Here is a 26,793-nt window from a genome sequence, read left to right as displayed (position 1 = left end):
CGGTAGGTAGAAGGAAAGGAGATCACCGTGTCTCGTATCGGTAATAAGCCTGTCCAGATTCCCGCCGGAGTCGAAGTGGCAGTCAACGGCAACAACGTTGTCGTCAAGGGCCCCAAGGGCCAGCTCGAGCTCGATGTCTATGAGAAGCTCGCTATCAACGTCGAGGACAACGTCCTCACCGTTTCCCGTCCCGACGACGAGCGTGAGACCCGTGCCCGCCACGGCCTCACCCGTGCCCTCATCCACAACATGGTTGTTGGCGTTTCCGAGGGCTTCGAGAAGAAGCTCGAGCTCGCCGGCGTCGGTTACCGCGTGCAGCAGAAGGGCAAGAACCTCGAGTTCTCCCTGGGCTTCTCGCACCCCGTGATCGTCGAGGCTCCCGAGGGCATCACCTTCGAGGTTCCCGACAACACCCACGTGAACGTCAAGGGTATCAACAAGCAGCAGGTCGGTCAGATCGCCGCTGAGATCCGCGGCCATCGTCCTCCCGAGCCTTACAAGGGCAAGGGTATCCACTACGTTGGCGAGCACATCCGCCGCAAGCTGGGTAAGGCCGCCAAGTAGTCGTAACCGACTCACTCGCATAAGACCAGCACCCCGTCAGGTGCTGGCAAGATCAACCTTTTTAGGAGTTTACGTATGAACAAGCATAAGGCGAAGCTGGAAGGCCTCAAGCGTCGTCAGCGTCGTGTGCGCGGCAAGGTCTCGGGTACCGCCGAGCGTCCGCGTCTTCGCGTGACCCGTACTAACGCCAACATCTATGCCCAGATCATCGACGACAGCAAGGGCTCCAGCCTGACGCTCGTCTCCGCCTCGACCCTCGAGGCCGAGTTCAAGGGCACCCACACCTCGAACAAGGAGGCTGCGGAGAAGGTCGGTCAGCTCGTTGGCAAGCGCGCCATCGAGGCCGGCATCACCAAGGTCGCCTTCGATCGCGGTGGCCGTATCTACCATGGCCGCGTCAAGGCCCTCGCCGACGGTGCTCGTGCCGCCGGTCTCGAGTTCTAGGAGGTATGTAGCACATGGCTCGTAATCAGAAGCAGCAGCGCGAGGCCTCCGAGTTCGAGGAGCGCGTCGTTTACATCAACCGCGTGTCGAAGACCGTCAAGGGTGGTCGTCGCATGAGCCTCGTCGCTCTCGTCGTCGTTGGCGACGGCAAGGGCAACGTCGGCGTTGGCATGGGCAAGTCCGCCGAGGTGCCCCTGGCCATCTCCAAGGCGTCTCTCGATGCCAAGAAGAACATGTTCCACGTGCCGGTGACCGAGCAGGGCACCATCCCGCACGAGGTTCTCGGTCACTTTGGTGCCGGCCGCATCATCATCAAGCCCGCTGTCGAGGGTACCGGCGTTATCGCCGGCGGCGCTGTGCGTCCCCTCTTCGAGCTTGCTGGCATCAAGAACGTCCTGTCCAAGTCCCTCGGTACCGACAACGGCCTCAACATCATCAAGGCTGCCGTCGAGGGCCTCAAGGAGCTCTCCAGCCCTGAGGACGTCGCGGCTCGCCGTGGCCTGACGGTCTCCGAGATGTTCGTCGGTAAGGAGAACTAAGCATGGCTGACACCATCAAGATCAAGCAGGTCCGCAGCACCAACGGTTGCAAGCAGGACCAGGTCCGTACTGTCCGTGCCCTCGGTCTCCACAGGATCCGCGAGGTTCGCGAGATTGCTGACAACGAGTCCGTCCGCGGCATGATCTTCAAGGTCAAGCACCTTGTCGAGATTGTAGAGGAGTAGCAAATGCAGCTTCACGATCTTACTCCCGCGCCCGGTTCCACCAAGAATCGCAAGCGCGTCGGCCGTGGCAATTCTTCGGGTCACGGCACCACTTCTGGTCGCGGCCAGAAGGGCCAGGGCTCTCGCTCTGGCGGCACCAAGGGTGCCGGCTTCGAGGGTGGCCAGACTCCGCTGGCTATGCGCCTGCCCAAGCTTCCGGGCTTCCGCAACCCCCGTCGTATCGAGTACACCGCTGTTAACGTTGAGCGTCTCGAGCGTAAGTTCGAGGATGGTGCTGTGATCGACGGTGCCGCTCTTAAGGCCGCTCGCATCACCAAGAGCGAGTTCGAGCCCGTCAAGGTGCTCGGCAATGGTGAGCTCACCAAGAAGTTCACGGTCAAGGTCGACAAGGTCAGCGCTTCTGCGCAGGCCAAGATCGAGGCCGCCGGCGGAAAGGTCGAGCTGCCGTGCTAAATGGTCTTAAGAATGCTTTCCGCATCAAAGAATTGCGCGAAAAGATTCTTTTTACCATAGCTATGCTCGTCGTGTACCGCATTGGTGCGCACGTTCCTGTGCCCGGCATTCCCTTCCAGGGGATGCTGGGCCTTTTCTCGACCGATAACAATTCGGTCGCCGCAGGTGCTATGGCCCTCCTGAATCTTTTCTCTGGCGGCGCGTTGAGCTATGTTTCGGTGTTTTCGCTGGGCATCATGCCTTACATCACCAGCTCGATCATCCTCCAGATGCTCCAGGCCGTTGTGCCTTCCCTGCATGAGCTTGCCCGCGAGGGCGAGGTCGGTCAGACCAAGATTACGCAGTATTCGCGTTACCTCACCCTGGCTCTGGCAATCCTCAACTCCGTGGGTTACCTCTTCCTCTTTAAGAGCTTCGGCATCAGCTTTAACGGCGCCGGCGCTCCCGAGATCATCTTCGACCTCATGATCGTCGGCACGCTCACCGCGGGCGCCATGCTGATCATGTGGATTGGTGAGCTCATCACCCAGCGCGGTATCGGCAATGGCATGTCGCTGATCATCTTTGCGAACATCATGGCCGGTCTGCCGCAGGCGATCTTTTCCAGCACCGAGGGCAATGCCGGTGGCATCATCACCATGGTGATCATCTGCGCCATCATCCTGCTGGTTATCCCGCTGATTGTTTTCCTTGAGCGCGGTCAGCGCCGCATTCCGGTCTCCTACGCTAAGCGCGTCGTGGGCCGTCGCATGATGGGCGGCCAGACCACCTACCTGCCCATCAAGGTTAACACCGCGGGTGTCGTGCCGATCATCTTCGCTTCGGCGCTGCTGTACTTCCCGGCTCAGATTGCCGTGTTCTTCCCCGGCATCGGCTGGATTCAGGCAGTTGCCTCTGCGCTTTCGACCGGTTGGCTCAACTGGGTGCTTAATGTTGTCCTCATCGTGTTCTTCGCGTACTTCTACACCTCCATGGTGTTCAACCCCGATGACACCGCCGACAACCTTAAGAAGCAGGGCGGCTTTATTCCGGGCGTTCGTCCGGGTAGGGCTACCGCGGCCTACATCAAGAACGCGCTCAACAAGATCACGCTTCCCAGCGCTGTCTTTTTGGCGCTCATCGCCATCGTGCCTTCGATCATCTTCTCCTTCACGGGTAACCATCTGATTCAGGCATTTGGTGGCACGTCCATCCTCATCATGGTCGGCGTCGTGCTCGACACGGTCGATAAGCTCGAAGGCCAGATCAAGATGTATGATTACGATGGATTCTTTAAATAGGCTAGAGGAGGATTGCTCATGAACCTCGTATTGCTCGGAGCTCCGGGTGCCGGTAAGGGCACCGTCGCACAGGAGCTCGTCGCCGAGTTCGGCGTCGCTCACATTTCCACGGGCGACCTGCTGCGTGCTGCCGTCAAGGGTGGCACCGAGCTTGGTATTCAGGCTAAGAAGTACATGGACGCTGGCGAGCTCGTTCCCGACCAGCTCGTGATCGACCTTGTCAAGGAGCGCCTTGCTGCCGATGACGCCCAGCAGGGCTTCATCCTCGACGGCTTCCCGCGCAACACCGCCCAGGCTGTGACGCTCGATTCCGAGCTCTCCGCTATGGGTCGCGAGATCGACTGCGCCCTTCTGGTCGACGTGGCCCCCGAGGTCATCATCGACCGTCTGTCTTCGCGTCGCACCTGCCGCGCCTGCGGTTACACCGGCACCGCTGCCGATGCCACCTGCCCCAAGTGCGGCGGCGAGATGTATCAGCGCGACGACGACAAGCCCGAGACCATCAAGAACCGTCTCGACGTCTACGAGAAGTCCACGAGCCCGCTCGTCGACTACTATCGTGGCCAGGGTCTGCTCAAGTCGGTCAACGGTGACCAGGCTCGCGAGACCGTGTACGGGGATGTCAAAGAGGCTCTCGGTCTATGATCAAGATTAAGTCTGCAACGCAAATCGAGCAGATGAAGAAGGCAGGAGCGCTATCTAAGATGGCGCTCCGCCACGTTGGAGCCATGGTGCGTCCCGGCGTTTCGACTTTTGAGCTCGATCAGCTCGCGGAGCAGATTATCCGCATGCATGGCGGCACCCCGGCCTTTAAGGGTTACGGCGGGTTCCCGGGGACCATTTGCGCATCGATCAACGATGCCGTGGTCCACGGTATTCCCAACCCCGACATGATCCTGCGCGATGGCGATATCATCTCCATCGATACGGGAGCCGTTGTCGACGGTTGGGTCGGCGATAACGCATGGACGTTTTTCGTCGGCACCCCCACGCCCGAAGCCAAGGCTTTGTGCGAGGTCACGCGCGATTGCCTTAAGGCTGCCATCGAGCAGGCTGTTCCCGGTAACCATATCGGGGACGTCGGTTATGCCGTTCAGTCCCTCGCCGAGTCTCACGGTTACGGCGTGCTTCGTGATTATGTGGGTCATGGCATTGGCCGCGTGATGCACGAGGACCCCAACGTTCCTAACTATGGAAAGAAGGGGAGGGGCGTTCGCCTCCAGGCCGGCATGGTCATTGCCATCGAGCCGATGGTTACGATGGGTTCCAACCATGTGAGCACGGGCTCCGACGGTTGGATTGTTACGACCAACGACCACCTGCCCGCCGCGCACTACGAGAACACCGTCGCCATTACCAATGACGGTCCGGTGATTCTCACCACGGATGCCCAAGGTGCTTGGTGTTCGCTCCAAGGCGGAGAAATGTAACAAGCTCCACTTAGTTGTGGAGCCATTACGAAGTTAATACGATGCGTGCATACGTGTTGTAGAATACTCAATCGCTGTCGTTTTCTAGAGAAAGATGATTGCTTGTGAAGAAGGAAGACGCAATTGAGCTCGAGGGTACGGTAAAGGAGCCGCTGCCCAACGCCATGTTTAAGGTCGAGCTCGAGAACGGTCATTCGGTTCTGTGCAACATTTCCGGTAAGATCCGAATGAATTACATCCGTATTCTCCCCGGTGACAGGGTTGTCGTGGAGCTTTCCCCGTACGACCTGACCCGCGGCCGCATCACCTATCGCTACAAATAGCGGCACGCATACACGCACTCCATTTCCGGCTGCAGGCTTAGCTCAACCTACGGTCGGATTGTGTGTGAAGACCAGCCATAGTTTTAAACGCCTGCGGCTGGGCGAGTAGATAGTAGGGAAGTAGTTTGAGCGCTACCGAAAGGAAGAACGATGAAGGTACGTCCTTCGGTCAAGAAGATGTGCGATAAGTGCAAAATCATTAGGCGCCATGGCAAGGTCCTCGTCATTTGCGAGAACCCCCGTCATAAGCAGCGTCAGGGTTAAGAGAGGAGACTACGTTGGCCCGTATTAATGGTGTCGACCTCCCGCGTGAGAAGCGCGTTGAGATCGGTCTGACCTACATTTACGGCATCGGCCGCACCACTGCGACGAAGATCTGCGTCGAGTGCAACGTTAACGTGGATACGCGCGTTAAGGACCTCACCGAGGATGAGGTTAACGCCATCCGCGATTATATCGATAAGAACCAGATCATGGTTGAGGGCGACCTCCGCCGTGAGCGCAACCAGAACGTCAAGCGCCTTATGGACATCGGCTGCAACCGCGGCCTTCGTCACCGCAAGGGCCTCCCGGTCCGCGGCCAGCGCACCCACACTAACGCTCGTACCCGCAAGGGCCCGAAGCGTCAGATCGGTGCTAAGAAGAAGAAATAAGGAGCGCTAGATAGATGGCTACTGCTAAGAAGAACGTTCGCGCTGCCCGTCTGAAGCGCGCGGACCGTAAGAACATTTCCGTGGGCCAGGCTCACATTCGTTCTACGTTCAACAACACGATCGTTTCGATCACCGATCCCCAGGGCAACGTCATTTCCTGGAAGTCGGCTGGCCAGGTGGGCTTCAAGGGCTCCCGTAAGTCCACGCCGTTCGCTGCCCAGATGGCTGCCGAGGCTGCTGCCAAGCAGGCCATGGAGCACGGTATGAAGAAGGTTTCCGTCTTCGTCAAGGGCCCCGGCTCCGGTCGTGAGACCGCCATCCGCTCCCTCCAGGCTGCTGGCCTCGAGGTCTCGAGCATCCAGGACAAGACCCCCATTCCGCACAACGGCTGCCGCCCCAAGAAGCGTCGCCGCGTGTAACTGAAAGGATCGTATCAATATGGCAATCGACAGGACTCCTGTTCTTAAGCGCTGCCGTCAGCTCGGGATCGATCCCGCTGAGCTCGGTTACAGCAGCAAGAAGGAATCTATCCGTCAGCCCAAGCGCCGTCGCAAGGAATCTGAGTACGGCATGCAGCTGCGCGAGAAGCAGAAGGTCAAGTTCATCTATGGCGTTCTGGAGAAGCAGTTCCACGGCTACTTCAACAAGGCCCGCAAGATGAACGGCGTCACCGGTGAGAACCTCATGATCATCCTTGAGTCTCGCCTCGACAACGTCGTCTTCCGTCTTGGCTTCGCCCGCACCCGCAAAGAGGCTCGTCAGTCCGTCCGTCACGGTCACTTCACCGTGAACGGCAAGCGCGTGGACATCCCGTCCTACCGCGTCAAGGCCGGCGACGTCGTCGCTGTCGGCGAGAAGTTCCGTGACCTCCTCCCCATCAAGGAGGCCCTGATTTCCTCCGAGCGCTTTGAGGTCCCTGGCTGGCTCGAGGTCGATATCGAGAAGCTGTCTGGTAACGTGCTCGCTCTGCCGACGCGTGAGCAGATCAGCGGTGATATCAACGAGCAGCTCATCGTCGAGCTCTACTCTAAGTAGTCCATCCGGGCTGCTGAGGCTGGAGGTAATACATGTCAGAATTCATTAGGCCTCAGGTTCAGGTCGAAGAGATCAACGAGACGTCTGCTCGTGTCTCCGTCGAGCCGCTCGAGCGTGGTTACGGCGATACGCTGGGTAACTCCCTTCGTCGCGTTCTTCTGTCCTCGCTCGAGGGTGCCGCCGTCGAGGCTATTCAGATCGATGGTGCGCAGCACGAGTTCATGACCATCCCTAACATGGTCGAGGATGTCACCGACATCGTCCTGAATGTCAAGGGTCTTGTCTTCAGGGCTCTCGGCACGACCGACGAGGCGACCGCCACCATCTCGGTTGACGGCCCCTGCGAGGTCACCGGTGCGGACTTCTTTATTCCGTCCGAGTTTGAGCTGGTCAACCCCGAGCAGCACATCGCTACGCTCACCGAGGGTGGCCATCTCACCATGAGCATGCGCATCGGCTATGGCCGCGGCTATGTTTCTGGCGAGGCCAACAAGCGCGACAACGATCCCATCGGTGTGATCCACGTCGACTCGCTGTACTCGCCGGTTTCCCGTTGCGCCAAGCTCGTTGAGGCTTGCCGTGTCGGTCAGCACACCGACTACGACCGCCTTGTCCTCGAGATCGAGACCAACGGCTCCATCGCCCCGCGCGACGCCGTGGTCCAGGCTGCCAATATCATCAACCAGCATATGGCCGCCTTTATGAACCTTGCCGAGACCCCCGAGGTCGAGGAGGAGGCTTCGATCTTCGCTCCCGAGGTCACCAACGACAACGCCGAGCTGGACAAGCAGATCGAGGATCTGGACCTTTCCGTCCGTTCCTACAACTGCCTTAAGCGCGCCAGCATTCACTCGGTCCGTCAGCTCGTTGAGTTCTCGGAGAACGATCTGCTCAACATCCGTAACTTCGGTGTTAAGTCGATCGAGGAAGTGAAGGACAAGCTTGAGTCCATGGGCCTGAGCCTGAAGGCTTAATGCTTCGCATATTTGAGGAGAAACTAGACCATGCGTCACAACGTTAAGAAGGGCCTGAAGCTCGGCACCGATGCGAGCCACACCAAGGCCATGAAGAAGAGCCTTGCTAAGGCCCTCTTCGAGAACGACCGCATCAAGACCACCGAGACCCGCGCTAAGGCGCTGCGTTCGGTCGTCGACCCGATCATCACTTGGGCCAAGAAGGGCGACCTGCACTCTCGTCGTCTGGCTATCGCCAAGCTCGGCGATAAGCAGCTCGTTGCCGAGATCTTCGACAAGGCTGCCCAGGGCATGTGGCAGGACCGCAACGGCGGTTACACCCGCATCATGAAGCTCGGCAACCGCAAGGGCGACAACGCTCCCATCGTTATCATGGAGCTCGTTACCGAGCCTTGCACGCCTAAGGCCAAGAAGGCTGCTCCGGCCCCCAAGAAGGCCGCTGCTCCCAAGAAGGTCGAGGCCGTCGAGGAGGCTCCTGCTGAGGAGACCGCTGAGTAGACTTTCCGTCTGCATAGGCTATATTCGAGGGGTACGTTCGCGTACCCCTCTTTTTTTGTCGCGATACCTTTACTTGTTTGTTGGGAGCGCCCATGACTGCGCCGTCTGATTTCAATTCGATTTCCGAGCTTGACGCCACGCTCGTATTTCGCGTGGCCTATGATGGCTCGTCGTATAGCGGATTTGCCGAGCAGCCGGGACAGACGACGGTTGCGGGCGAGCTACGTCGAGCCATCGAGACGCTGCTTCGCCGTCCGATCGATCTGACGTGCGCGGGTCGTACCGATGCCGGCGTGCACGCGGTGGCCCAGTACATCAGCGTGCCCGTAACGGACGCTGAGCTCGCGTGTACGCGCCGTAGGTGGCTGCGGGCTATGGATGCCCTGCTGCCCAAAGATATCGCCATAAACGAGGTCTACAGGGCCCGTAAAGGCTTTTCTGCGCGTTTTGACGCGCGTTCCCGTACGTATACGTACCGTATTGCCGATCGAGATGCGCGCCCCGTGCTGTCCCGCGGTGCCGTGTGGTGGCATCGCTATCCGCTCGATGTCGATGCCATGGCGGCAGCTTGCCCCGCGCTCTTGGGCGAGCAGGACTTCAAGAGCTTTTGCAAGGTCGCCTCGGCCGTGGGTAAGCCTACGCACCGTTGCGTGATGCGCGCCGAGTTTGGCCATGAGGTCGCTTTTGGCGAGGACATTTTGACCTTCACGATCGAGGGCAACGCGTTTCTGCATTCGATGGTCCGTACGATCGTCGGCACGCTCGTGGAGATCGGCATGCATCGCCGTGAGCCTGAGTGGATGCGTGAGGTTATTGACGCCTGCGACCGTACTGCCGCCGGTCCCACGGCGCCTGCCTGCGGCCTTACGTTTATGGGCGTCGATTACGATCCTGCCGAGCTCGTCGTGCTCGACTAGGGGAGGGCTCGGCGCACCGTACGTAGACACCTTTCATCTGTGAGCTGCGCGTGTGCAACATCTGTTCTTGGCGTGCAATACAACCGGTGTCTCATTGCTTTTATTGCCGGGGTGTACCATGAACCACGGTTTGATTCATTGCTGTCGAGAGGACGGAAAACTTGGTTCGACGTGGTTCGCATCCGCGACTTTCGGTGATCCTTGTGGTAGAAGGTTCGCCCAGCTATGCGATGCGTGCGCTCGAGAGCGTCCAGAACCAAGACCTCTATGATCTGCAGATTGTCGTCGTGTGTCGCGACGTTGCTCCTGGTGTACGCCATTCGCTTCAAGTTGCTGCCGACAGGGACATTCATATTGATTTGATTGACGTCGAGGACGCGAAGCGCGGTGCTTGTCTTCGTGCCGGTTTTGCTGCCTCGCGCGGCTCTCAAATCATCGCTATGAACGCCGATGAGTGGTTTGCTCCGCAGTCCCTTCCCAAGATGGTCGATATCGCGTGCGATACTGCGGCAGACATAGTGTTTCCCACGGTGTCGCTCGACCGCTATGATGCACATCGAGAGCGCCATTCGCGCGTCTCGGATGCTACTCATATTTCCATTGATAGCAAATCTTCGATGGTGACCGGGCTGCCCCAGTTGATTTTAGGCGGCTTGGTTGCTCAAGTCTCTGGCGTGATGTATAGCCGTCCGCTGTTTGAGGCATGCCTGTCGCACGGCAAGGCGTACCGTACGGTTGAGTTTATGGCATATGCGCTCTCGCAGGCACGATGCGTGTCCGGCTGCGGCGATGCTTGTTTCCACGCGGCGGCACCTAAGCTTACAGATGCCTTTGATCCCACCATGTATGCTAAGGTATCCGATGACACCCGAGCGCTCGACGAGCTTGCGGACTCACTCTCGGAGGCAGATAGCGGTGGTCGGCTCAAGCTGGCAAGCCAAAAGTTCTACTTTGCCGGACTGGTCGCCTGCATCGAGAATTTGTGTCTGAGCCCGCATGGGGTGTCGTCAATCGAGCGTTCCGCCCGCATGCGTGATATGCTCGAGGCGCCTCGAACCCGTCAGATGGTCGCCGCGCTCAAGGATAACCATCGGGGGCTCGGTCTGTTGTTTGGGCCGATCGCCAGCGCCAAGCCCGCGCGCTGCGTGATGTGTACGCATCTGGCAGCTTTTCTTAACCGGACGGGCGCAAAAACCGCCTAAACGGCTCATCTCGAAACAAATTTGCATAGAATTGTTTCGAAATGCGTTCTTATACACAAAAGCCTTCAAATAGCGTTAAACTATTCAATCACTGATTGATTGTCTCCGCCATCTTTTGGAGAGAGGGTTTGTATGGCTAAAAAACGCAATGGGCGCCAGGATGCCATTAGAGATATTGTGCGCAATAAGGACGTCCGCACGCAGCGCGTGCTGGTCGATGAGCTCCGCGCTATGGGCTTTGATTGCACGCAGGCGACTGTCTCTCGCGATATTGCCGATATGGGGCTGCGTAAGCTCCCTGAGGGCATCTATGTTCTGGCAGAGGACCTGCACCTGCAGCGTATGGTTTCCGAGCTCGTAACGGGCGTTCTGCGCACCGATAATCTGGTTATGATCAAGGCTCAGCCTGGCACGGCTTCCGGCATCGCCGCCGCCGTTGATGCGGCAGAGCTGCCCGATGTGCTTGGCTCGCTTGCCGGCAACGATACGATTTTGGTTATTGCCCAGACGGCCGAGGACGGCGAGCGTCTTGAGGCGCTGATCAATAAGCTGAGCAATTCTCGCAAGTAGGCGTGCGGGTCGTGCGCTCGGCACTGTGTGCGTGACATAGTGGCTTGTAAGGGGTATCGACGTTGGTCGGTACCCCCTTTTTTTGTTTGCCGGTATAAAGACCGCCCACCAGGTCGCTTTAAACTAAAAGGCCCCCGAGCAGTTTAATAAGCTGCTCGGGGGCCTTGTTGCTTATGGCCGGATGATTTCTAGCCGACCGTATCGTCAGGCGTGGGCGAGGGGTCGGGAGTGGGCGTAGGCGTAGGCGTGCCGCCATCGCCGCCGGTCGAACCACCAGTTGAGCCGCCCGTCGAGCCACCGGTCGTACCGGTGCCGCCGGTGGTGTCGCCACCCGTGGTCTCGGTGGTCGTGGTCGTCGTGGTAGTCGTTGTGGTAGTTTCCTCTTCGTCCTCGTTCTCGTCCTTGTCGTCGTTCTCCGTCTTCTTGGCGTTGTTGGTGCCGTAGAACTTCCAGACGCTGTTGTTCTTGTAGGTGGGCGCCGTTCCGGTCGCAAACTCCTCGCGCTCGGTACCGGTCAGAACGGTGTTCATAAACCGCTTAAAGACAGGCAGGTTGGTGCTGTCGCCCAGCAGGTCCGTGCCGTATTTTTGGATGGGGATCTCACCTGCGGAATAGCCGGTCCACAGGGCGCACGCCAGCTGCGGGGTATAGCCGCAGAACCACAGGTTGGTGGTGTTGTCGGTGGTGCCCGTTTTGCCGGCATAGGGCTGGTTGACGCTCAAGGCGCCGGCAGCACCCGTACCGCTGCCCTGCATGACGCCGGACAGAACATCGGTGACCGCGGCGGCCTCGCCCTCGGTAAGCACCTGTGAGGGATTGTCCGTGTGCTGGTACAGCACCGAACCGGTACGAGAGTCAATCTCGGTGATGGCGATCGGCTGGCGATAGTAGCCGCCGTTGGCAAACGTCGCGTAGGCGGCGGCCATCTCGAGCGGCGAGATCGAGCCGGTGCCGAGGGTCATGACGGGAACGTCCTCGATGTTGTCCTTGGCGGGATCGATGCCGAGCTTTTTGACGAGCGAGATGATCTTGCTGTTGCCGACGGCTTCCGCCACCTGGATGTAGCCGGTGTTGGAGGAGTATGCCGTCGCCTGCTTAAGCGTGATGTTGCCATAGCTATGGTTGGCGTAGTTTTGGACCTCGGTCGTGGTGCCCTTGGCCTTGAGCGGCGAGTTGCAGTTGAGGGTGACGTTGGGGTTCATGCCGTTTTGGATGGCAGTTGCCAGCGTAAAGGCCTTAAAGGTGGAGCCGACGGGACGCTTGGCCGTGGCATGGTTTACGTGGTTCTCGTCGGCGTTGTAGTCATAGCCGCCCACCATGCACTTGATGTAGCCGGTCTTGGGGTCGACGACGACCATGCCCATGTCCAGGCCGTCGAGTGAGAGCGTGTCGAGCTGCTGGCGGACGGCATTCTCTGCCACCTGCTGCATCGTGGGGTCGATGGTGGTCTTGACGGTCAGACCGCCCTTAAAGAGCACGTCGGTCGAGAACTCCTGCTCCAGCAGCTGCTTAACATAAGCGACAAAGTAGGGCTGCGAGTATACGTCGACGCCGCTGCCCGAAATCTCGGTCACGTTGAGGGTGATGGGCTCGGCCTGTGCGGCATCGTGTTCCTCCTGCGTGATGTGGCCCAGGCGCAACATGTTGTCGAGGACCTTGTTGCGACGGGACAGCGCTAGGTCGGGGTTGACCGTGGGGTCGTACTGCGAGGGCGAGTTGGGAAGGCCGATGAGCAGCGCGGCCTCGCTGAGGGTGAGATCGGCGGCGCTCTTGGACAGATAGGTCTCGGCTGCGGCCTCGATGCCGTAGGCGCCGTGGCCGTAATAGATGGTGTTGAGGTACATCATGAGGATCTCGTCTTTGGAGTACATGTCCTCCATCTTGACGGCGATGTAGGCCTCGCGCACCTTACGCTCGATGGTCGAGTCGAACTGCTCCTCCTGCAGGATGGTGTTGCGCACCAGCTGCTGGGTGATAGTCGAGGCGCCTTCGTGCCCGCCGCCGAGGGTTGCCACCGCAGCACGCGCGATACCCCACAGGTCGATACCGCCGTGCTCGTAGAAGCGCTCGTCCTCGACGTCAACGGTGCCCTGCAGCACGTAGGGGGAGACCTCGTCCTTGGTGATGGACTTGCGGTTTTGCGTGTAGAAGCTCGCGATCTTGTTGCCGTTGCAGTCGACGATCTCGGTGGGCTCGCTCACCAGATACGCGTTGGCGTCGGTGTAGTCGGGCAGATCGGACAGCCAGCGGTTGACGTTGCCGACCATGCCGATGCCAAACGCCACGCCCGCAATCAGCAGAAAGCCCAAAAACGAGAGCAGGATTATGGGCAGGGCATGCGTCTTTGAACGGCTGCGTCCCTGTCGTTGGCGAGGACCCATATATTGACCTCCAGGTATGTCGTGCCGGACGGTGGATGTGCCGTCGAGGCAGGATGGACATAAGTTATTACACGATAAACCAAACGGGGCGCGCGAGGCCTCGTGTATGCTGGAAGACGGCATTTTTCAGAGTGAATGCATACCTTGGTAAGGAGTTTGCCGATGGCGATTCGGGCGATGGGGCCGAGTGGACAATACGAGACTGGATTGGATGATGCCGGTGCGGCGCTGCCCGAGCTGCTGGCGCCGGCGGGCGGGATCGACCAGATGCTTGCGGCCATCGCCGCGGGTACCGATGCCATCTATGCGGGGTTGGGCGGCTTTAACGCCCGTGTGAGCGCCCATGGCTTTACGGATGACGAGTTTGCGCGCGGTTGTGCCGTGGCGCATGCTCATGGCGTGCGTGTGTACGTAACGCTCAACGTGTTCGTGTTTGACGATGAGTTGTCCGACGCGGTGGCGTTGGGAGCTCATGCACTGGAGCTGGGCGCCGATGCTCTGATTGTCGCCGATGCCGGGTTGGCCTGCGCGCTGCGCGCGGCGATTCCCGGGGTCGAGATTCACCTGTCTACGCAGGCGGGCGTTCATAGCGAAGGCGCCGTGCGACTTGCCGCCGATGAGCTGGGGGTCGAGCGCGTGACGACGGCGCGCGAGCTGACGGTCGACGAGATTGCGGCGCTATGTGCCACGGGCGTGCCCATCGAGGTATTCTGCCACGGTGCGATTTGCACCGGCTATTCGGGGGCGTGCGAGTTCTCGGCCCTGCGGCGTGGGCGCTCGGCGATGCGCGGCGACTGCACTCAGCCGTGCCGTCTGGCGTACGACCTGGTGGACGAGGCGGGGCAGAGCGTTGTCGCCGTCGAGGGAGATCGCCTGCTGTGCCCGCGCGACTATCTGGGTATTGCGCATCTGCCCGAGCTTGTAGATGCCGGCGTGGCGTCGCTCAAGATCGAGGGGCGCATGAAGAACCCCGATTACGTATTCAACGTGGTGCGGGTGTGGCGCCGGGCACTCGATATGCTGTGTGACGGCGCGTGGGATCCCGGTGCCGTGGAAGAGCTTGAGCGCGAGTTGGGAAGGTCGTTTAACCGTGGGTTTACCGATGCGTACCTGCGAGGGCGTTCGGGTGCCGAGCTGATGAGCTTTGAGCGCGCAATTAACCAGGGCGTGCGCGTGGGGCGCTTGGTCGCTGTGGGCCACGAAGAGGTGACCGTTGAGCTCGACGCCGCCGTGGCGGCGGGTGACACGCTCGAGATTCGGTTCTATCCGGGTGTCGACGCGCGTCCCGATGTGCCCAAGCGCTGGCCGCAGGTGCCCTGTCCGGTGGATGCCACAGCGGGGAAGCGCGTCGTCGTGCATTGCAAGCGTAAGGTGGACGCGGGCTGCGAGGTTTACCTGATTCGCAGCGCCGGCGTGTTGGATCAGACGGCGGCGGTGTTGGAACGCATGCGGGCCGAGGCGGATGCGATTGCGCCCGTTGCGCGTGCCGTTGAGGTGCTGCCCTTTGAGGACGTTGCGGTGGATGGCGGTGCGTCGACGGAGTTGGTGGAGTGCGCGGTTCCCGCTCGCATGGTTTTTGCTTGGCAGCTGATGGATGCCGACTCGCGCGGAGAACTCGATTTGTCCGACGCCGTTGTGGTGCTTGACGAGGTGTGCCGCACGGGTGACGCTGACCGGACCCGCTCACTGATGCAGCGTGCCGGGCGCGTCGTCTGCCGCAACCTGGGACAGGTGGTGATCGCTCGCGAGCTGGGCGTGACGTTTGACGTGGCGGCGCCGGTGTTCTGCGCGAATCGGGCCACGCTTACCTGGCTGCGCGGACTTGGCGCGGGGCGGGTGTACTTGCCGGCCGAGTTGCTCGGCAATGATGCGGAGCGTATTGCCAAACTGGCTGCTGAACCCGGCGTCTTGGGTCCGGTCGACGCCGACCGTCCCGAGCTTATGGTGTGCGAGCACTGCCTGCTGACCGCCGAGGGCGTCTGCGCCACCGATGCGACGGGACAGGTCCATTGTCGTGACTGCTCGCGTCGTCGGCAAACACGATATTTGGTCGAGCGCGACGGCACGCGCCTGCCAGTTGCCATTGACGCATGCGGCAGGACGAGGATTTTCCTGTCGTAGGTGCTGCGTCGCGTCAGTTTGTTATCATATGAGAGTTTATCGACTTCCAGCACCGCCGTTTTCGGCGAGGGTGCTATAGCAAAAGGAGGATACCCAATGCTGTCTGTTGACGAGCAAATGCGTATCATCACCTCGGGTGCTGCCCAAATCGTCCCCGAGGCCGACCTTCGCAAGAAGCTTGAGAAGGGCGAGCCCCTCAACATCAAGCTCGGCGTCGACCCCACCAGCCCCGACCTGCACCTGGGCCACGCCGTGCCCCTGCGCAAGATGCGTCAGTTCCAGGACCTGGGCCACAACGTCACCCTCATCATCGGCAACGGCACCGCACTGATCGGCGACCCTTCGGGCAAGAATTCCACCCGTCCGCAGCTTTCGCAGGAGCAGATCGAGGCCAATGCCGAGACCTATGTGAGCCAGGCCATGAAGATCCTGGATCCCGAGAAGACCACCATCGTGCACAACGGCGACTGGATCCTTTCGATGGATCTGGCCGGTCTGCTGCAGGTGTGCTCCAAGTTCACCGTCGCCCGCATTCTTGAGCGCGATGACTTTACCAAGCGCTACCAGTCTCAGACGCCGATCGCCCTGCATGAGTTCCTGTATCCCGTGATGCAGGCTTTCGACTCCGTGCAGATCAAGGCCGACGTGGAGATGGGCGGCACCGATCAGCTCTTCAACCTGCTCGCCGGCCGTGAGCTCATGGAGAAGATGGGCATGGAGCCCCAGATCGCGCTCACCATGCCGCTGCTCGAGGGCACCGACGGCGTACGCAAGATGTCCAAGTCCTATGGCAACTACATCGGCCTGACCGACGCGCCCAAGGACATGTTCGGCAAGACCATGTCCATCCCCGACGAGATGATCGGCAAGTACTATCGTCTGGCCAGCTCGCTCACCCCGGCCGAGGTCGACAAGATCGACGCTGCCCTGGCCGATGGTTCTGCCGACCCCTACGAGCTCAAGCGCGCTCTGGGCCGCGACCTGTGCGACACCTACCACGGCGCCGGCGCCGGCGACGAGGCTCAGGCCGAGTTCGACCGCGTGTTCAAGGAGGGCCAGCTTGCCGACTTCCCCGAGAAGCACGTCGAGCTGTCCGTCAACGACGAGGGTCAGATTTACCTCGCCGGCCTGCTTAAGGACCTGGGTCTTTCGGCGAGCGCCGGTCAGGCCCGTCGCGATATCGACGGCGGCGGTGTCAAGATCAACGGCGAGGCCGTGGCTCCCAAGAGCTACAACATCGACCCCAGCGCCCTCAAGCTGGGCGACACCCTCTCCGTAGGCAAGCGCAAGGGCTTTAAGTTGGTCTAACAAGCAAGTTGACCTCACAAGTGCAAAAGGGCCGCAGCCGGAACGATCCCGACTGCGGCCTTTTAAGTTGAGAGTGGATAATCTCCCGTTTTGAGCCCGTATCTCGGCCAAAAGTGGGAGATTATTCACTCTCGTTGGTTGGCACTTGGGGACGTTCCTTTAGTGCCGGCACTTGGGGACACTCCTTGTCAAGGGTTTGGTGCAATGGGGTCAGGTTAGTCTGCACCAAGTTGGCGGCGCCGTTAAGCGGAAGGGGTGTTAGCGGGGCCTTCTTTTGGGCATACAATGGCTATTGGCTTGCTGCGGTGAAGGCTCGTCCGCTCCGCAGCTTTTTTCTACGGTTAAAGGAGTATGTATGTCCGTTGAGGTCATGAGGTCTGTGATCGATGCAGCCGAGGGCCGCGTGCCCGTCGACACGCTGTTTACCAATGCTCAGATTGTCGACGTGTACGGCCAGCGCGTGGCGCCCGGTAGCGTTGCCGTCAAGGATGGCGTGATCGTCGGTGTGCTCTACGATGGTCGCGACGATGCCGCCGGTACGTATGAGGCTGCCGAGGTCATCGATTGCCAGGGCCGCTATCTTGCCCCCGGTTTTATTGACGGACACTTGCATATCGAGTCTTCGAACATCCGCCCTGCCGAGTATGCGCGCATGGCGGCGACGCGCGGTACCACCACTGCCATTGCCGACAGCCACGAGATCGCCAACGTTTCCGGCCTGGACGGCCTGCGCTTTATGATCGAGGACGGCCGTCGCGCGCCCATTTCCATCAAGTACATGATGCCCTCGTGCGTGCCCGCGCTGCCCGATGAGCAAGCAGGCGCTGTGATTACCGCCGCTGACATGCAGGCGTTTTTTGCCGAGCATCCGGGCGATGTCTTTGGCCTGGGCGAGATGATGAACCTGCCGGGCGTCTTTATGGCCGATCCCGAGACCTGCGCTCGAATCGACGCTGCCAACCAGACGCCGTCCAAGCAGGTTGACGGTCACGCGCCGCTCGTTGCCGGCAAGGACCTCAACGCCTATGCCGCAGCAGGTATTATCGCTGACCATGAGTCGACGATTCCCGAGGAGGCACTCGACAAGCTGTCTCGCGGCATGTATGTGATGCTGCGCGAGGGTACGTGCAGCCATGACCTGGCCAACCTGTCGCCGATGCTGCTGGAGAATCCTGCCCGTGCCCGCCGTTGCTGCTTTGCGACCGACGACCGCGCTCCTTCCGATGCGCTTGCGTCCGGCATGATCGACAACGCCTGCCGCGTGGCGATTGAGGCCGGTATCGACCCGGTGGTCGCTATCTCCATGGCGTCCCTTTCCACGGCTGAGGCGTTTGGCCTGGATCACGGCTGCCGCGACCCGCACGAACTGCGTGGCGCCATCGCCCCGGGCAAGCGTGCCGACCTGCTGGTGCTCAATGACCTGACGTTCACCACGGCTCCGCATCGCGTATACGCCGCCGGTGCTCTGGTGGCGCAGGACGGCACCTTTGTGGGCGAGATCGCACCCGAGATGGCCGAGGTCGCAGCCCTTGCCGACGAGCTGCGCGCGTCCGTTAAGCTGCCGAAGCTTTCGCTCGACGTATTCGACTATGCCTTTAAGCCGGGCGAGGCCGTGATTGACGTGGTGCCGGGTAAGGCCATCACGGGTATGGCTCGCCCCGAGAGTGCCGAGGGCCTGCGCCGCATTATGCTGATCGAGCGCCATGGCCGCGGCGTGTCGCTGCAGGCCGAGGGCGCCGACGGTGATGGTCCTGCGGGCCTGGGTCTTGTCGGCAAGCATATCGGTCGCGGCTGGGTGCGCGGTTTCACCATCACCGGTGGTGCGATTGCCTCCACGATCGGCCACGATTCGCACAACGTGTGCGTCGTGGGCGATAACGCTGCCGATATGATGGCTGCTGTTGAGGCTGTGGGCCAGGGTGGTCACGTGCTGGTGCGCAACGGCGAGGTCGTGGCGCGCATTCCGCTGGCGCTCGGCGGTCTGATGAGCGAAGGTACGGCCGAGGATGTCGCCGCGCAGCACGACGACTTTATGGTCAAGGCGCGCGCCATGGGCATCGAGCCGCCGCTCGACCCCATCATGGGCATCATCTTCCTGCCCCTGCCGGTTATCCCGACGCTCCGCATCCGCCCCGAGGGCATGTTCGACGTCACAACCTTCACCTACGCCGACTAGTCATCGGGGACGTTCTTAAACGTCTAGTCGCCTGCGACACTCTTTGACGTGTTGCCTGACGCTGCGAATGTGGGACCCCTGGTGCGCGTGAGCTATTTGCCAGGTCCTTGTAACGTTTGCGCCCGCGGAGTCTTACCTGAGCTCCCTTTGGGTACGTTGGAATTGGATACACGTTCGATTCCAACAAGCCCGAAGGGAGCTTTTCTATGTTTAAACTGATTGCATCCGATATGGACGGCACGTTGCTTGACGAAAACAGCCAGGTGCCTCCCGAGACCTACGAACTGATTCTGGCGCTACACGAGCATGGCGTGCATTTCGCCGCATCGTCAGGTCGTCGCTACGATCGCCTGTGCGAGTTCTTTGCGCCCGTTCGCGACAAGATGGACTTTGTCGCCGCTAACGGTGCCCAGGTCTACGCCGACGGCAAAATGGTAGACCGTGAGGTGTATTCGCACCTGGCGATTCGAAGGCTCGCCCAGGCTGTCGCGACGTTTCCCAATCTGCATCTTGCGCTCTTTGACCGAACCAAATCCTTCTTGCTCGATGACGAGTGCAAGTTCGTACGCGAGGTCGATAAGGACCTTCCCAATGCCGAGCGCATTTGGGAACTGCCCGATCCCAGCGTAAATATCATCAAGGCGAGTATCTTTTGCGATGACTGTGCCGTTATGGACAGTGCGTACGTGCTACAGCGAGAACTCGGTCAGCTCTTTACCTTTGCGCCTTCTGGAAACGCGTGGATCGATGCCATGCAGCCCGGTGTGTCGAAGGCCTCGGGCATCGCACAGCTTGCGGAGCATTACGGCATTGGACGCGACGAGATCATGGCGTTTGGCGACTCGATGAACGACTACGAGATCATTCGCTTTGTCGGCACGGGCTGCGCGATGGAAAACGCGCGCCCCGCGCTCAAGGCGGTGGCCGATCGCGTCGTAGGCTGCAACCGCGACCACGCCGTTCAGCATGAGCTCCGTCGCGTGCTGGAGAGTCTCTCCTAATCCGGCAGATGGGGACGTTCCTTTTCTGCCGACAGTGGGGGACAGTCCTTGCGGCTTTTTGCGAAGAGTGTCCCCAACGACTAGTCGTTTAAGAACGTCCCCAATGACTAGGCGAGGGCGTCCATGATGGTGCGGGCGACGCCGTCGTGGTCGTTGTCGTATTCGGTGATGGCGTCGGCGGCCTCGCGATCTTCGGGCTCGGCGTTGATCATGGCCATGCCATGGCCCGCTGCCTGCAGCATGGGGATGTCGTTGATGTTGTCGCCGAACGCCCAGGCGTCGGCGAGACGCTCGCCCAGGTGCTCGCATAGCCACGTGAGGGCCGTTCCCTTGGTGGCGCCCTCGCCCATGACCTCGATATTCATGGCGTACGAACGCGTGACCTCAATGCCTCCGAGCGTGTCGAGCTCCGCCGCGATGGCGTCGCGATCGGCCGGGTCGTGCCAGTACATGGCGATGCGTTCGAGCGTCTCGACCTCGTCGATCTTGCTGTCGATATCCATGTCGATCGGTGTTCGTGTGCGCTTGAGCGAAGCTGCGATGTGGGGGTCGCCGCCGCAGAACTCATCCAGGCGCGTGTAGAGCGAGCGGGGGAGGAAGCACTGCCCGTCCGCGAAGATATCGAAGGTCACATCGTGGCCGGCGGCGATGCGGCGGATGCGATGGGCAATGCCGCAATCGAGCGGTCGGCTCAAGATGCGCGTGGCGCGCGAGGCGTCGGTGGGCACATCGTCGTCGAGCTGCCAGACGCTGGCGCCATTGGCGCAGACGGCATAGTGCACGGCGGGATGGGCGAGGATGGGCTCAAAAATGCCCGACAGCGGACGTCCCGTGCAGGGCACAAATTCAATCCCGCGTCGAGCGAGCTCGTCGAGCATCGCCCAGGTGGCATCGCTCATCTGCTTATCGCTCGTCAACAGCGTTCCATCCATATCGGAAAACACAATCATTTGATGCAGCCCTTTCTGCTGGCATAAAAAGCGTGGCCGAGGGCGGTGATGCCCTGGCCACGCTCGGGTTCTATAACGGTCCGCGTCCTAGCGGTCGGCGAGCGGCTTGTATTCCAGCGGCTCGATCACCGGACGGTATGCCGGGCGGATGATGCGATGCGCGCAGAAGAGCTCTTCCATGCGGTGTGCCGACCAGCCGGCCATGCGGGCGACGGCGAAAAGCGGCGTAAAAAGCGTCTCGGGCACGCCGAGCATCTTGTAGATAAAGCCCGTGTACAGGTCGATGTTGGCGCAGATAGGCTTGGTCATGCCGTGGTCGCGCATCACCTGCGGTGCCAGGCGCTCGATGCGCTCGATGAGTGCGAACTCTTCGCCCAAGTCCTTCTTGGCTGCCAGTGAGCGCGCGTAACGGCGGCAGACCTCGGCGCGCGGGTCGCTGAGCGTATAGACGGCGTGGCCCATGCCGTAGATGAGGCCCGTGCCGTCGAAGGCCTGCTTGTCGAGGATCTTGCCCAGGTAGGCCGCGACCTCGTCCTCGTCCTCCCAGTTGGAGACATGCGCGCGGATGTCCTCGTGCATAGACACGACCTTGGCATTGGCGCCGCCGTGGCGCGGGCCCTTGAGCGAGCCGATAGCCGCGGCGTAGGCGGAATACGGGTCGGTGGCCGAAGACGACAGCACGCGGCAAGCGAAGGTGGAGTTGTTGCCGCCGCCGTGCTCGGCATGCAGCATGAGCATAACGTCGAGCAGCATCGCCTCATCGCGGGTGAACGCCATGCCGCCGCGCAGGACCTGTAGGATGGTCTCGGCGGTGGAGAGGCCGGGCGTGGGGTGCGGCACGTGAACCTCGGAGCCGCGAAGCTTGGCGACCGAGGCCATGTGTGCGAAGGCGGCGATGCGCGGGAGACGTGCGAGCATGGAAATGGCGACGTCGATTTCGTGCTCAGGCGTGATCACGTCTGGTTCGGCATCGAAGGCGTAGAGCAGCAGTACGGCGCGCTGGAGCACGTTCATGATGCTCGACGACACCGTGGTCATAGGGAACTCTTTAACGTACTCGTCGCTCAGATGTCTAAAGGCGCCCAGGCGCTCGCAAAAGCCGTCGAGCTCTTCCTTGTTGGGCAGCGAGCCCGTGATAAGCAGATAGGCGACTTCCTCGTAGCCGTAGCGATTCTCGGCCTGGGCATTGTTGACCAGATCCTCAATGCTGTAGCCGCGAAGCGTGAGCTTGCCCTGATCGGGCACGACCTTTCCGTCGACCTTGTTGTAGCCGTGCACATCCGAGATACGAGTGAGACCCGCGACCACGCCCGAGCCGTCGGCATTGCGCAGGCCGCGCTTGACATTGTGCTCGACAAACAGGCCCTCGTCATAAGGGTCGGTCGGCAGGCCGTGGTAGAGGCTTTCGCTCTCAGACGAAATCTGGCGGCTTGCTTCGTAATCCAGGACTAGTCGGCTCAAGTGGTCATCGAAGCGGTAATAGATTTTCTTGGCGTCGTAGGCCATGCGCGCTCCTCTCCGGGCCGCATCGGGGTGACTTGCATGGGCATGCGCGCGTCAGGCTATCCCCAGCGGCTTGCTCGCTACAGGCGGTACATAAAGTTAAAGACGTCCTCGCGCTGGATGGACACGTTGACGCCCGAAAGCTCGCCGGCCTCGGCCAGGGCCTTCTGCAGCTCGGCGAAGTCGAGCTTGGACTCGGCGGTATCGGCCAGCATGGTCATGGTGAAGATGTCCTCGATAATGGACTGCGTGATGTCGCGGATGTCGACGTTGGCCTCGCCTAGGACACGGGTGACGCCGGCGACGATGCCGGGGCGGTTCTTGCCAAGGACGGTGATGACGATACGGGAGGACGAGATCTCGGCCATGGGAAACCCTTTCGCGTGATTGCGGCGCGCGCGGGGCGCTCCGCTACGGTACAGTGTTCATCATTGTACCTGTCTGGCGCAAAAAAAGGCGCGCTCGCTGCGGCGTTACATGCCTGCAACATGAGCGTAAGGGGGAAGGCCGCACGGGGAAGAGCCGTCTGGCGCGTGTCCGGCTCGTGTTGGGTTGATTTCCGATCTCAGCCGAACACATTGAGCGGACAGGCCGTTCCCGCAGTCAGCCGAACGCCTCCGACGGCTGATTCCGAACTGGAAGCGGAGGGCATCCCCGCCCTTCGGTAGGGGATACCGCTCCGCGGCGCATGCCGCGGGCGGCGCCCCTATCGGACCACCGTGACCTCAGTTGGGATGGGCCCAGCACTGCCGCGTACTCGGTGAGCTAGAGCCAACTGTTCGTCTTCACGTCGCGTATGGCGATATTTCGGTCGTCCGGCTCGGTGATGCCGTAGCCGAACGCCTGGAGCGTCTCGATGGACTCCTGGATCCTCTGCTGGAACATGGGACCCGGATCGACTCTCGGCCCGAGGTGCCCGCGCCAAAGGCACGGCGTGGCGCGCAGCATGTTATGGATTTTGGAGATGGGCTCGATGTCGGCGTAGACGTTGAGCGTCGCCATGGCGTCCTTGTGGCCGAGGATCGATTGGAGCGCCTTGATATCGCCGCCTTGGCGGATCCACTGCGTTGCGAACGTGTGGCGAAGGCCGTGGAACGTGATCAGCTCGTCGTTGGTGCCCATGAGGCCGTTGGTCTCCGAGAACGTCTTGAACGCCCTGCGGATATAGCTTGTCGTCGCGAAGGTCGCGCCCGGCTCCGACAGGATGTAGCAGTCCCCGATCTCGACCGCCCCGGTAAGGCCGCGCAAGCGCAGCTTTCCGCAGTCGATCTCGTGGGTCTCCTTCAGGAAGGGGAGTAGGCCGACCGGGTCGATGGGGATACCCCTGGCGTCATGGGTCTTGGTGTCCTTGATGAACGAACCCATTCCCTTCGCGTACGCCACCGAGTGTCTGATCGAGATCAGGCCCGTCTCGAAATCCACATCGCACCACCGAAGGCCGCAGACCTCGCCGATTCGCATCCCCGTGTGCAGGGCGAGTACGACCGCCCTCTAATCCTCGGCGGACCAATCGAGTCCGAACTCCTTTCGGGCATCCTCTTCGCTCATGACTTCGAGAAGGTCTCCGGGTTGGCAACGAAGGGCGAGGCATAGCTGCTCGAGTGTGTTGAAGCGAATGCCGCGAATATGCCCTTTTTTAATACGGGACAGGTTCACGGGCGTGGTTCCAATCCTTTCGGCAAGTTCGTTCGAGGAAATCTTTCGCTCGGCCATGATCTTGTCGAGGCGAACAATTACGGGCATGGCGTTTCCTTACGCAATCTCGTCGGAGTCGAGGTACAGCTCTCGGGCGTACAAGAAGAGCTGGGAAAGCATGAACAGGACGATGCCGAGAACCAGAGAGGTCCAATCGAATGATGAAGCGATCTCTTGGGCGCCGACGGCCCCCTCGCCGCCAAACATCGAAACGGAGGTTTTGAGTGAGCCGGCGTAGAGGCTGGTGGCAGCTTGAACAACGAAGAGAATGCCGAGCACCTTCAAGCATGTCGCAGACCCTTTCTTGAAGGGGTCTCCGCTCTTGATCGTCCACACGAGAACGGCGCTGAGGATGGTCGTAGCGATACCGATGACGGCAGGGACCAATGTCGAGATCGCAAGGGCTGGATACGCGGGGGAGTCTGCAATTACAGGGTTGTCGAGCACTTCGATTGCTGGCTTTAAGGAGAACGCCACTTGTGCGATGGCGGTGGCGCAAAGGGTCGCAGAGGCTATCGCACATGCGATGCGGAAGGAATGAAGCCGGGGAGTGCGATTGTCGGAACTCATAATAACCTCCGAAGAATTTAAAAAACTCAGGTTACTTTTTAACAGTTTATGTTAAATTGACTTTGCCGGCAAGTAATAAGGGCCGAGCATTTTGTTCGGCCCCTCTGTTCCGACTGGATGAGGTTAAGGTTGGCGATGAATATGCTCAAAATCTCGAAGGCGATCTTTAGGTCGCTTCTCTCCTCCAGGTCGCTCTGTGTTGTCGTTGTTGCGTTGATGGTTCTTTGTGCTCTGCCCGTCTTCAGGAGCGCGGCTGGCATCGACGGACGGGTCGAATACCTCGAGTCGGGAATAACCCGTGTTGAGCAGGAATTGTCAGCATCCTATGCGGATGCGCTTGTGAATGCGGGGGAGGACGGTGTCTATACCTCTTCATCAAGCATGCCCGCGCTTCTGTACCCTCTTGCCGCGGGACGTCTTATCTTGGCACCGCTCTCTCCCCTACTTCCGTTTCTGCAGATATCGGATGGAGAGTACACCTATTATGACGGATCGAAGGAGTACTTGCTATGGGTCGCAACGGCCGTTGCCGTCTCCTTGATTATCAACTTCATCCGAACACCTCCCACATTCATCCGTACATGTGCGGATGAATGTGGGAACCCGATACCCTGAGGGCCGGACCGGCCGGCCCCGGGAGATCGGAGGACGGCATGTCCGGAAAGAGGAAGAAGGGTCCCGAGAAGGCGGCCCCGAGGGCCTACGGCAGGCTCACCAGGCACGAGCGGGACACGGTCCAGAGGATGCTGGAACGCGGGGCCTCGTGCAGGGAGATCGCGAGGGAGCTGGGCAGGTCGCCCTCGACGGTGAGCGCCGAGGTGGCGTCGCACAGGTTCGTGACGGCGCCGAAGGCCAGGCGCGGCGAGCGCGTGGACGGCTCGGCCGACCTGTCGGCGGCCTGCCCGCGCCTGGCCGCGTGGCCGCGCTGCTGCAACGGCTGCGGCCGCTACCGCGCGGTGGGCTGCAAGCGCCGCCCGCACGTCTTCTACGAGGCCCGCGCCGCGCAGCTGTGCGCCGACTCGGTGCTCGTCTCGTCCAGGCGCGGGATCGATGCCGACGAGCCGGCCGCGGCGGCCAGGCTGGAGGCCATAAGGGGCTGCCTGCGCCGGGGGCTGTCCCCCGAGCAGATGGCGGCGTGCAACGGCGGGCCGGTGGACCTGTCGCCGTCGACCATCTACCGCTGGGTCGCGGCGGGCTACGACGGCATGACCAACATGGAGCTCAGGCGCAAGGTCGGCTACAGGCCGCGCAAGCGCGCCGCCGGCCGGGCGGCCACGCGCCACTCCGCCCGCAGGTCGCACGCCGCGTTCCTCGCCCTCGGGGAGGACGCGTGCGCCGCGGCCTGGGAGATGGACACCGTCGAGGGCGCCAGGGAGGACTCGGCCTGCCTGCTCACGCTGCTCCACCGCCCCAGCAGGCTCCAGCTGGCGCTCCTGCTCGAGGCGAAGGACTCGGCGAGCGTGGAGGCGGCGCTGGAGGGCGTGCGCTCGGTGCTGGGCGCCGACGGCATGGGGAGGGTCTTCCGCGCCGTGCTCACCGACAACGGCGCGGAGTTCTCCGACGAGGGCGCGATCGCGGCGCTCCTCGGCGAGGGGCCGGGCGAGACGAGGCTGTTCTACTGCGACCCCAGGCGCAGCGACCAGAAGGGCGCCTGCGAGCGAAACCACGTCGAGATAAGGAAGCTGCTTCCCAAGGGCGCGTGCCTCAGGTTCGACCGGCTCGCCCCGGCGGACCTGGCGCTGGCCATGTCGCACGTGAACTCCGAGCCCCGCGGCGCGCTCGGCTTCTCGACGCCCGCCCGCGCCTTCAGGGCGATGCTCGGCGGCGACGCGGCGGCGCTGCTGGACGCCTACGGCGTGGAGGAGGTGCCCATCGGCGAACTCGACCTGACGCCGGGCCTCATCGAGAGGGCGCGCGCCGAGAGGGGCGATGCCCCGCTGGCCTAGTCTGAAGGCAAAACGGAATAGACGGACCGACCGTCCGGCTGAGTCTGGGAAGAGGTGCCGGGCGGAGGGCGGAGC

Annotated in this window: 31 protein-coding genes; 24 read left to right on the top strand and 7 right to left on the bottom strand. The window is 61.2% G+C overall.

Going from position 1 to position 26,793, the window contains the following annotated elements; genetic code table 11:
* The first annotated feature begins 27 nt into the window (after nucleotides 1–27).
* The 18 genes from rplF to OIL88_08615 all read left to right on the top strand — a co-directional run bounded on the left by rplF (nucleotide 28) and on the right by OIL88_08615 (nucleotide 11,067).
* The gene (rplF, locus tag OIL88_08700; protein ID HJI72437.1) at nucleotides 28–564 is read left to right on the top strand and encodes a 50S ribosomal protein L6; all 537 of its coding nucleotides are present in this window, start codon (nucleotides 28–30) and stop codon (nucleotides 562–564) included.
* Nucleotides 565–639: 75 nt separating this feature from the next.
* On the top strand, nucleotides 640–1,008 hold the full coding sequence (gene rplR / locus OIL88_08695; GenBank protein HJI72436.1) for a 50S ribosomal protein L18: 369 nt from the start codon (nucleotides 640–642) through the stop codon (nucleotides 1,006–1,008).
* A 14-nt stretch (nucleotides 1,009–1,022) separates the two neighbouring features.
* Nucleotides 1,023–1,547: a 30S ribosomal protein S5 gene (rpsE, locus tag OIL88_08690; GenBank protein HJI72435.1), complete on the top strand. Its 525-nt coding sequence runs from the start codon at nucleotides 1,023–1,025 to the stop codon at nucleotides 1,545–1,547.
* A gap of 2 nt (nucleotides 1,548–1,549) precedes the next feature.
* A complete protein-coding gene (gene rpmD, locus OIL88_08685) occupies nucleotides 1,550–1,732 on the top strand; it encodes a 50S ribosomal protein L30 (GenBank protein HJI72434.1) in 183 nt (60 codons plus the stop codon).
* Nucleotides 1,733–1,735: 3 nt separating this feature from the next.
* The gene (gene rplO, locus OIL88_08680; GenBank protein HJI72433.1) at nucleotides 1,736–2,185 is read left to right on the top strand and encodes a 50S ribosomal protein L15; all 450 of its coding nucleotides are present in this window, start codon (nucleotides 1,736–1,738) and stop codon (nucleotides 2,183–2,185) included.
* Complete coding sequence (gene secY / locus OIL88_08675; GenBank protein ID HJI72432.1) at nucleotides 2,179–3,465, top strand: preprotein translocase subunit SecY; 1,287 nt, start codon at nucleotides 2,179–2,181, stop codon at nucleotides 3,463–3,465. Before rplO ends, secY begins: the two co-directional genes overlap by 7 nt.
* Before the next feature lie 18 nt (nucleotides 3,466–3,483).
* Entirely contained in the window at nucleotides 3,484–4,110 is a 627-nt protein-coding gene (locus tag OIL88_08670) for an adenylate kinase (protein HJI72431.1), read from the top strand.
* A complete protein-coding gene (map, locus tag OIL88_08665) occupies nucleotides 4,107–4,895 on the top strand; it encodes a type I methionyl aminopeptidase (protein ID HJI72430.1) in 789 nt (262 codons plus the stop codon). Before OIL88_08670 ends, map begins: the two co-directional genes overlap by 4 nt.
* 104 nt (nucleotides 4,896–4,999) lie before the next feature.
* Nucleotides 5,000–5,218, top strand: a complete 219-nt coding sequence (gene infA / locus OIL88_08660) for a translation initiation factor IF-1 (protein ID HJI72429.1) — start codon at nucleotides 5,000–5,002, stop codon at nucleotides 5,216–5,218.
* A gap of 150 nt (nucleotides 5,219–5,368) precedes the next feature.
* Nucleotides 5,369–5,482 carry a 50S ribosomal protein L36 gene (gene rpmJ, locus OIL88_08655; protein HJI72428.1) on the top strand — a complete coding sequence of 38 codons (114 nt, stop codon included), beginning with the start codon at nucleotides 5,369–5,371 and terminating at the stop codon, nucleotides 5,480–5,482.
* Nucleotides 5,483–5,496: 14 nt separating this feature from the next.
* On the top strand, nucleotides 5,497–5,871 hold the full coding sequence (rpsM, locus tag OIL88_08650; protein HJI72427.1) for a 30S ribosomal protein S13: 375 nt from the start codon (nucleotides 5,497–5,499) through the stop codon (nucleotides 5,869–5,871).
* A 14-nt stretch (nucleotides 5,872–5,885) separates the two neighbouring features.
* Nucleotides 5,886–6,290 (top strand): 30S ribosomal protein S11, encoded by a 405-nt coding sequence (rpsK, locus tag OIL88_08645; GenBank protein HJI72426.1) that lies wholly within the window; start codon nucleotides 5,886–5,888, stop codon nucleotides 6,288–6,290.
* 19 nt (nucleotides 6,291–6,309) lie between these two features.
* On the top strand, nucleotides 6,310–6,906 hold the full coding sequence (gene rpsD, locus OIL88_08640) for a 30S ribosomal protein S4 (protein ID HJI72425.1): 597 nt from the start codon (nucleotides 6,310–6,312) through the stop codon (nucleotides 6,904–6,906).
* A gap of 32 nt (nucleotides 6,907–6,938) precedes the next feature.
* The gene (locus OIL88_08635) at nucleotides 6,939–7,880 is read left to right on the top strand and encodes a DNA-directed RNA polymerase subunit alpha (GenBank protein ID HJI72424.1); all 942 of its coding nucleotides are present in this window, start codon (nucleotides 6,939–6,941) and stop codon (nucleotides 7,878–7,880) included.
* Nucleotides 7,881–7,910: 30 nt separating this feature from the next.
* The gene (rplQ, locus tag OIL88_08630) at nucleotides 7,911–8,378 is read left to right on the top strand and encodes a 50S ribosomal protein L17 (protein ID HJI72423.1); all 468 of its coding nucleotides are present in this window, start codon (nucleotides 7,911–7,913) and stop codon (nucleotides 8,376–8,378) included.
* A 92-nt stretch (nucleotides 8,379–8,470) separates the two neighbouring features.
* Complete coding sequence (gene truA, locus OIL88_08625; protein HJI72422.1) at nucleotides 8,471–9,295, top strand: tRNA pseudouridine(38-40) synthase TruA; 825 nt, start codon at nucleotides 8,471–8,473, stop codon at nucleotides 9,293–9,295.
* A 203-nt stretch (nucleotides 9,296–9,498) separates the two neighbouring features.
* A complete protein-coding gene (locus OIL88_08620; GenBank protein HJI72421.1) occupies nucleotides 9,499–10,497 on the top strand; it encodes a glycosyltransferase in 999 nt (332 codons plus the stop codon).
* 132 nt (nucleotides 10,498–10,629) lie between these two features.
* A complete protein-coding gene (locus tag OIL88_08615) occupies nucleotides 10,630–11,067 on the top strand; it encodes an ArgR family transcriptional regulator (GenBank protein ID HJI72420.1) in 438 nt (145 codons plus the stop codon).
* A 188-nt stretch (nucleotides 11,068–11,255) separates the two neighbouring features.
* On the opposite strand, the gene OIL88_08610 is transcribed toward OIL88_08615, so the two are convergent.
* Nucleotides 11,256–13,448, bottom strand: coding sequence for a PBP1A family penicillin-binding protein (locus tag OIL88_08610; GenBank protein HJI72419.1), 2,193 nt, complete (start codon nucleotides 13,446–13,448; stop codon nucleotides 11,256–11,258).
* Between the two features lie 162 nt (nucleotides 13,449–13,610).
* On the opposite strand from OIL88_08610, the gene OIL88_08605 reads away from it, so the two are divergent.
* The 4 genes from OIL88_08605 to OIL88_08590 all read left to right on the top strand — a co-directional run bounded on the left by OIL88_08605 (nucleotide 13,611) and on the right by OIL88_08590 (nucleotide 20,054).
* Nucleotides 13,611–15,569, top strand: coding sequence for a U32 family peptidase (locus OIL88_08605; GenBank protein HJI72418.1), 1,959 nt, complete (start codon nucleotides 13,611–13,613; stop codon nucleotides 15,567–15,569).
* A gap of 96 nt (nucleotides 15,570–15,665) precedes the next feature.
* Entirely contained in the window at nucleotides 15,666–16,877 is a 1,212-nt protein-coding gene (gene tyrS, locus OIL88_08600) for a tyrosine--tRNA ligase (protein HJI72417.1), read from the top strand.
* A 355-nt stretch (nucleotides 16,878–17,232) separates the two neighbouring features.
* Nucleotides 17,233–19,053 (top strand): amidohydrolase family protein, encoded by a 1,821-nt coding sequence (locus tag OIL88_08595; GenBank protein HJI72416.1) that lies wholly within the window; start codon nucleotides 17,233–17,235, stop codon nucleotides 19,051–19,053.
* 206 nt (nucleotides 19,054–19,259) lie between these two features.
* Nucleotides 19,260–20,054: a Cof-type HAD-IIB family hydrolase gene (locus OIL88_08590; protein HJI72415.1), complete on the top strand. Its 795-nt coding sequence runs from the start codon at nucleotides 19,260–19,262 to the stop codon at nucleotides 20,052–20,054.
* 107 nt (nucleotides 20,055–20,161) lie between these two features.
* On the opposite strand, the gene OIL88_08585 is transcribed toward OIL88_08590, so the two are convergent.
* The 6 genes from OIL88_08585 to OIL88_08560 all read right to left on the bottom strand — a co-directional run bounded on the left by OIL88_08585 (nucleotide 20,162) and on the right by OIL88_08560 (nucleotide 24,772).
* Nucleotides 20,162–21,004, bottom strand: coding sequence for a Cof-type HAD-IIB family hydrolase (locus tag OIL88_08585; GenBank protein ID HJI72414.1), 843 nt, complete (start codon nucleotides 21,002–21,004; stop codon nucleotides 20,162–20,164).
* 87 nt (nucleotides 21,005–21,091) lie between these two features.
* Nucleotides 21,092–22,510 (bottom strand): citrate synthase, encoded by a 1,419-nt coding sequence (locus OIL88_08580; GenBank protein ID HJI72413.1) that lies wholly within the window; start codon nucleotides 22,508–22,510, stop codon nucleotides 21,092–21,094.
* A gap of 77 nt (nucleotides 22,511–22,587) precedes the next feature.
* Nucleotides 22,588–22,875, bottom strand: a complete 288-nt coding sequence (locus OIL88_08575; GenBank protein ID HJI72412.1) for an ACT domain-containing protein — start codon at nucleotides 22,873–22,875, stop codon at nucleotides 22,588–22,590.
* Nucleotides 22,876–23,272: 397 nt separating this feature from the next.
* Nucleotides 23,273–23,980: a site-specific integrase gene (locus OIL88_08570; protein HJI72411.1), complete on the bottom strand. Its 708-nt coding sequence runs from the start codon at nucleotides 23,978–23,980 to the stop codon at nucleotides 23,273–23,275.
* A gap of 18 nt (nucleotides 23,981–23,998) precedes the next feature.
* Nucleotides 23,999–24,250 (bottom strand): helix-turn-helix transcriptional regulator, encoded by a 252-nt coding sequence (locus tag OIL88_08565; GenBank protein HJI72410.1) that lies wholly within the window; start codon nucleotides 24,248–24,250, stop codon nucleotides 23,999–24,001.
* A gap of 9 nt (nucleotides 24,251–24,259) precedes the next feature.
* On the bottom strand, nucleotides 24,260–24,772 hold the full coding sequence (locus tag OIL88_08560; GenBank protein HJI72409.1) for a DUF2975 domain-containing protein: 513 nt from the start codon (nucleotides 24,770–24,772) through the stop codon (nucleotides 24,260–24,262).
* Nucleotides 24,773–24,907: 135 nt separating this feature from the next.
* Between OIL88_08560 and OIL88_08555 the strand changes: the two genes are divergently transcribed.
* Nucleotides 24,908–25,387, top strand: a complete 480-nt coding sequence (locus OIL88_08555; protein ID HJI72408.1) for a hypothetical protein — start codon at nucleotides 24,908–24,910, stop codon at nucleotides 25,385–25,387.
* Nucleotides 25,388–25,425: 38 nt separating this feature from the next.
* Nucleotides 25,426–26,718 carry an IS30 family transposase gene (locus OIL88_08550; protein ID HJI72407.1) on the top strand — a complete coding sequence of 431 codons (1,293 nt, stop codon included), beginning with the start codon at nucleotides 25,426–25,428 and terminating at the stop codon, nucleotides 26,716–26,718.
* The last annotated feature ends 75 nt before the right edge of the window (nucleotides 26,719–26,793 follow it).

Source organism: Coriobacteriaceae bacterium (genome assembly GCA_025992855.1).
Classification (GTDB): domain Bacteria; phylum Actinomycetota; class Coriobacteriia; order Coriobacteriales; family Coriobacteriaceae; genus Collinsella.
The sequence above is the reverse complement of the archived record's forward strand: the minus strand, read 5'-3'. Positions and strand labels throughout refer to the sequence as shown.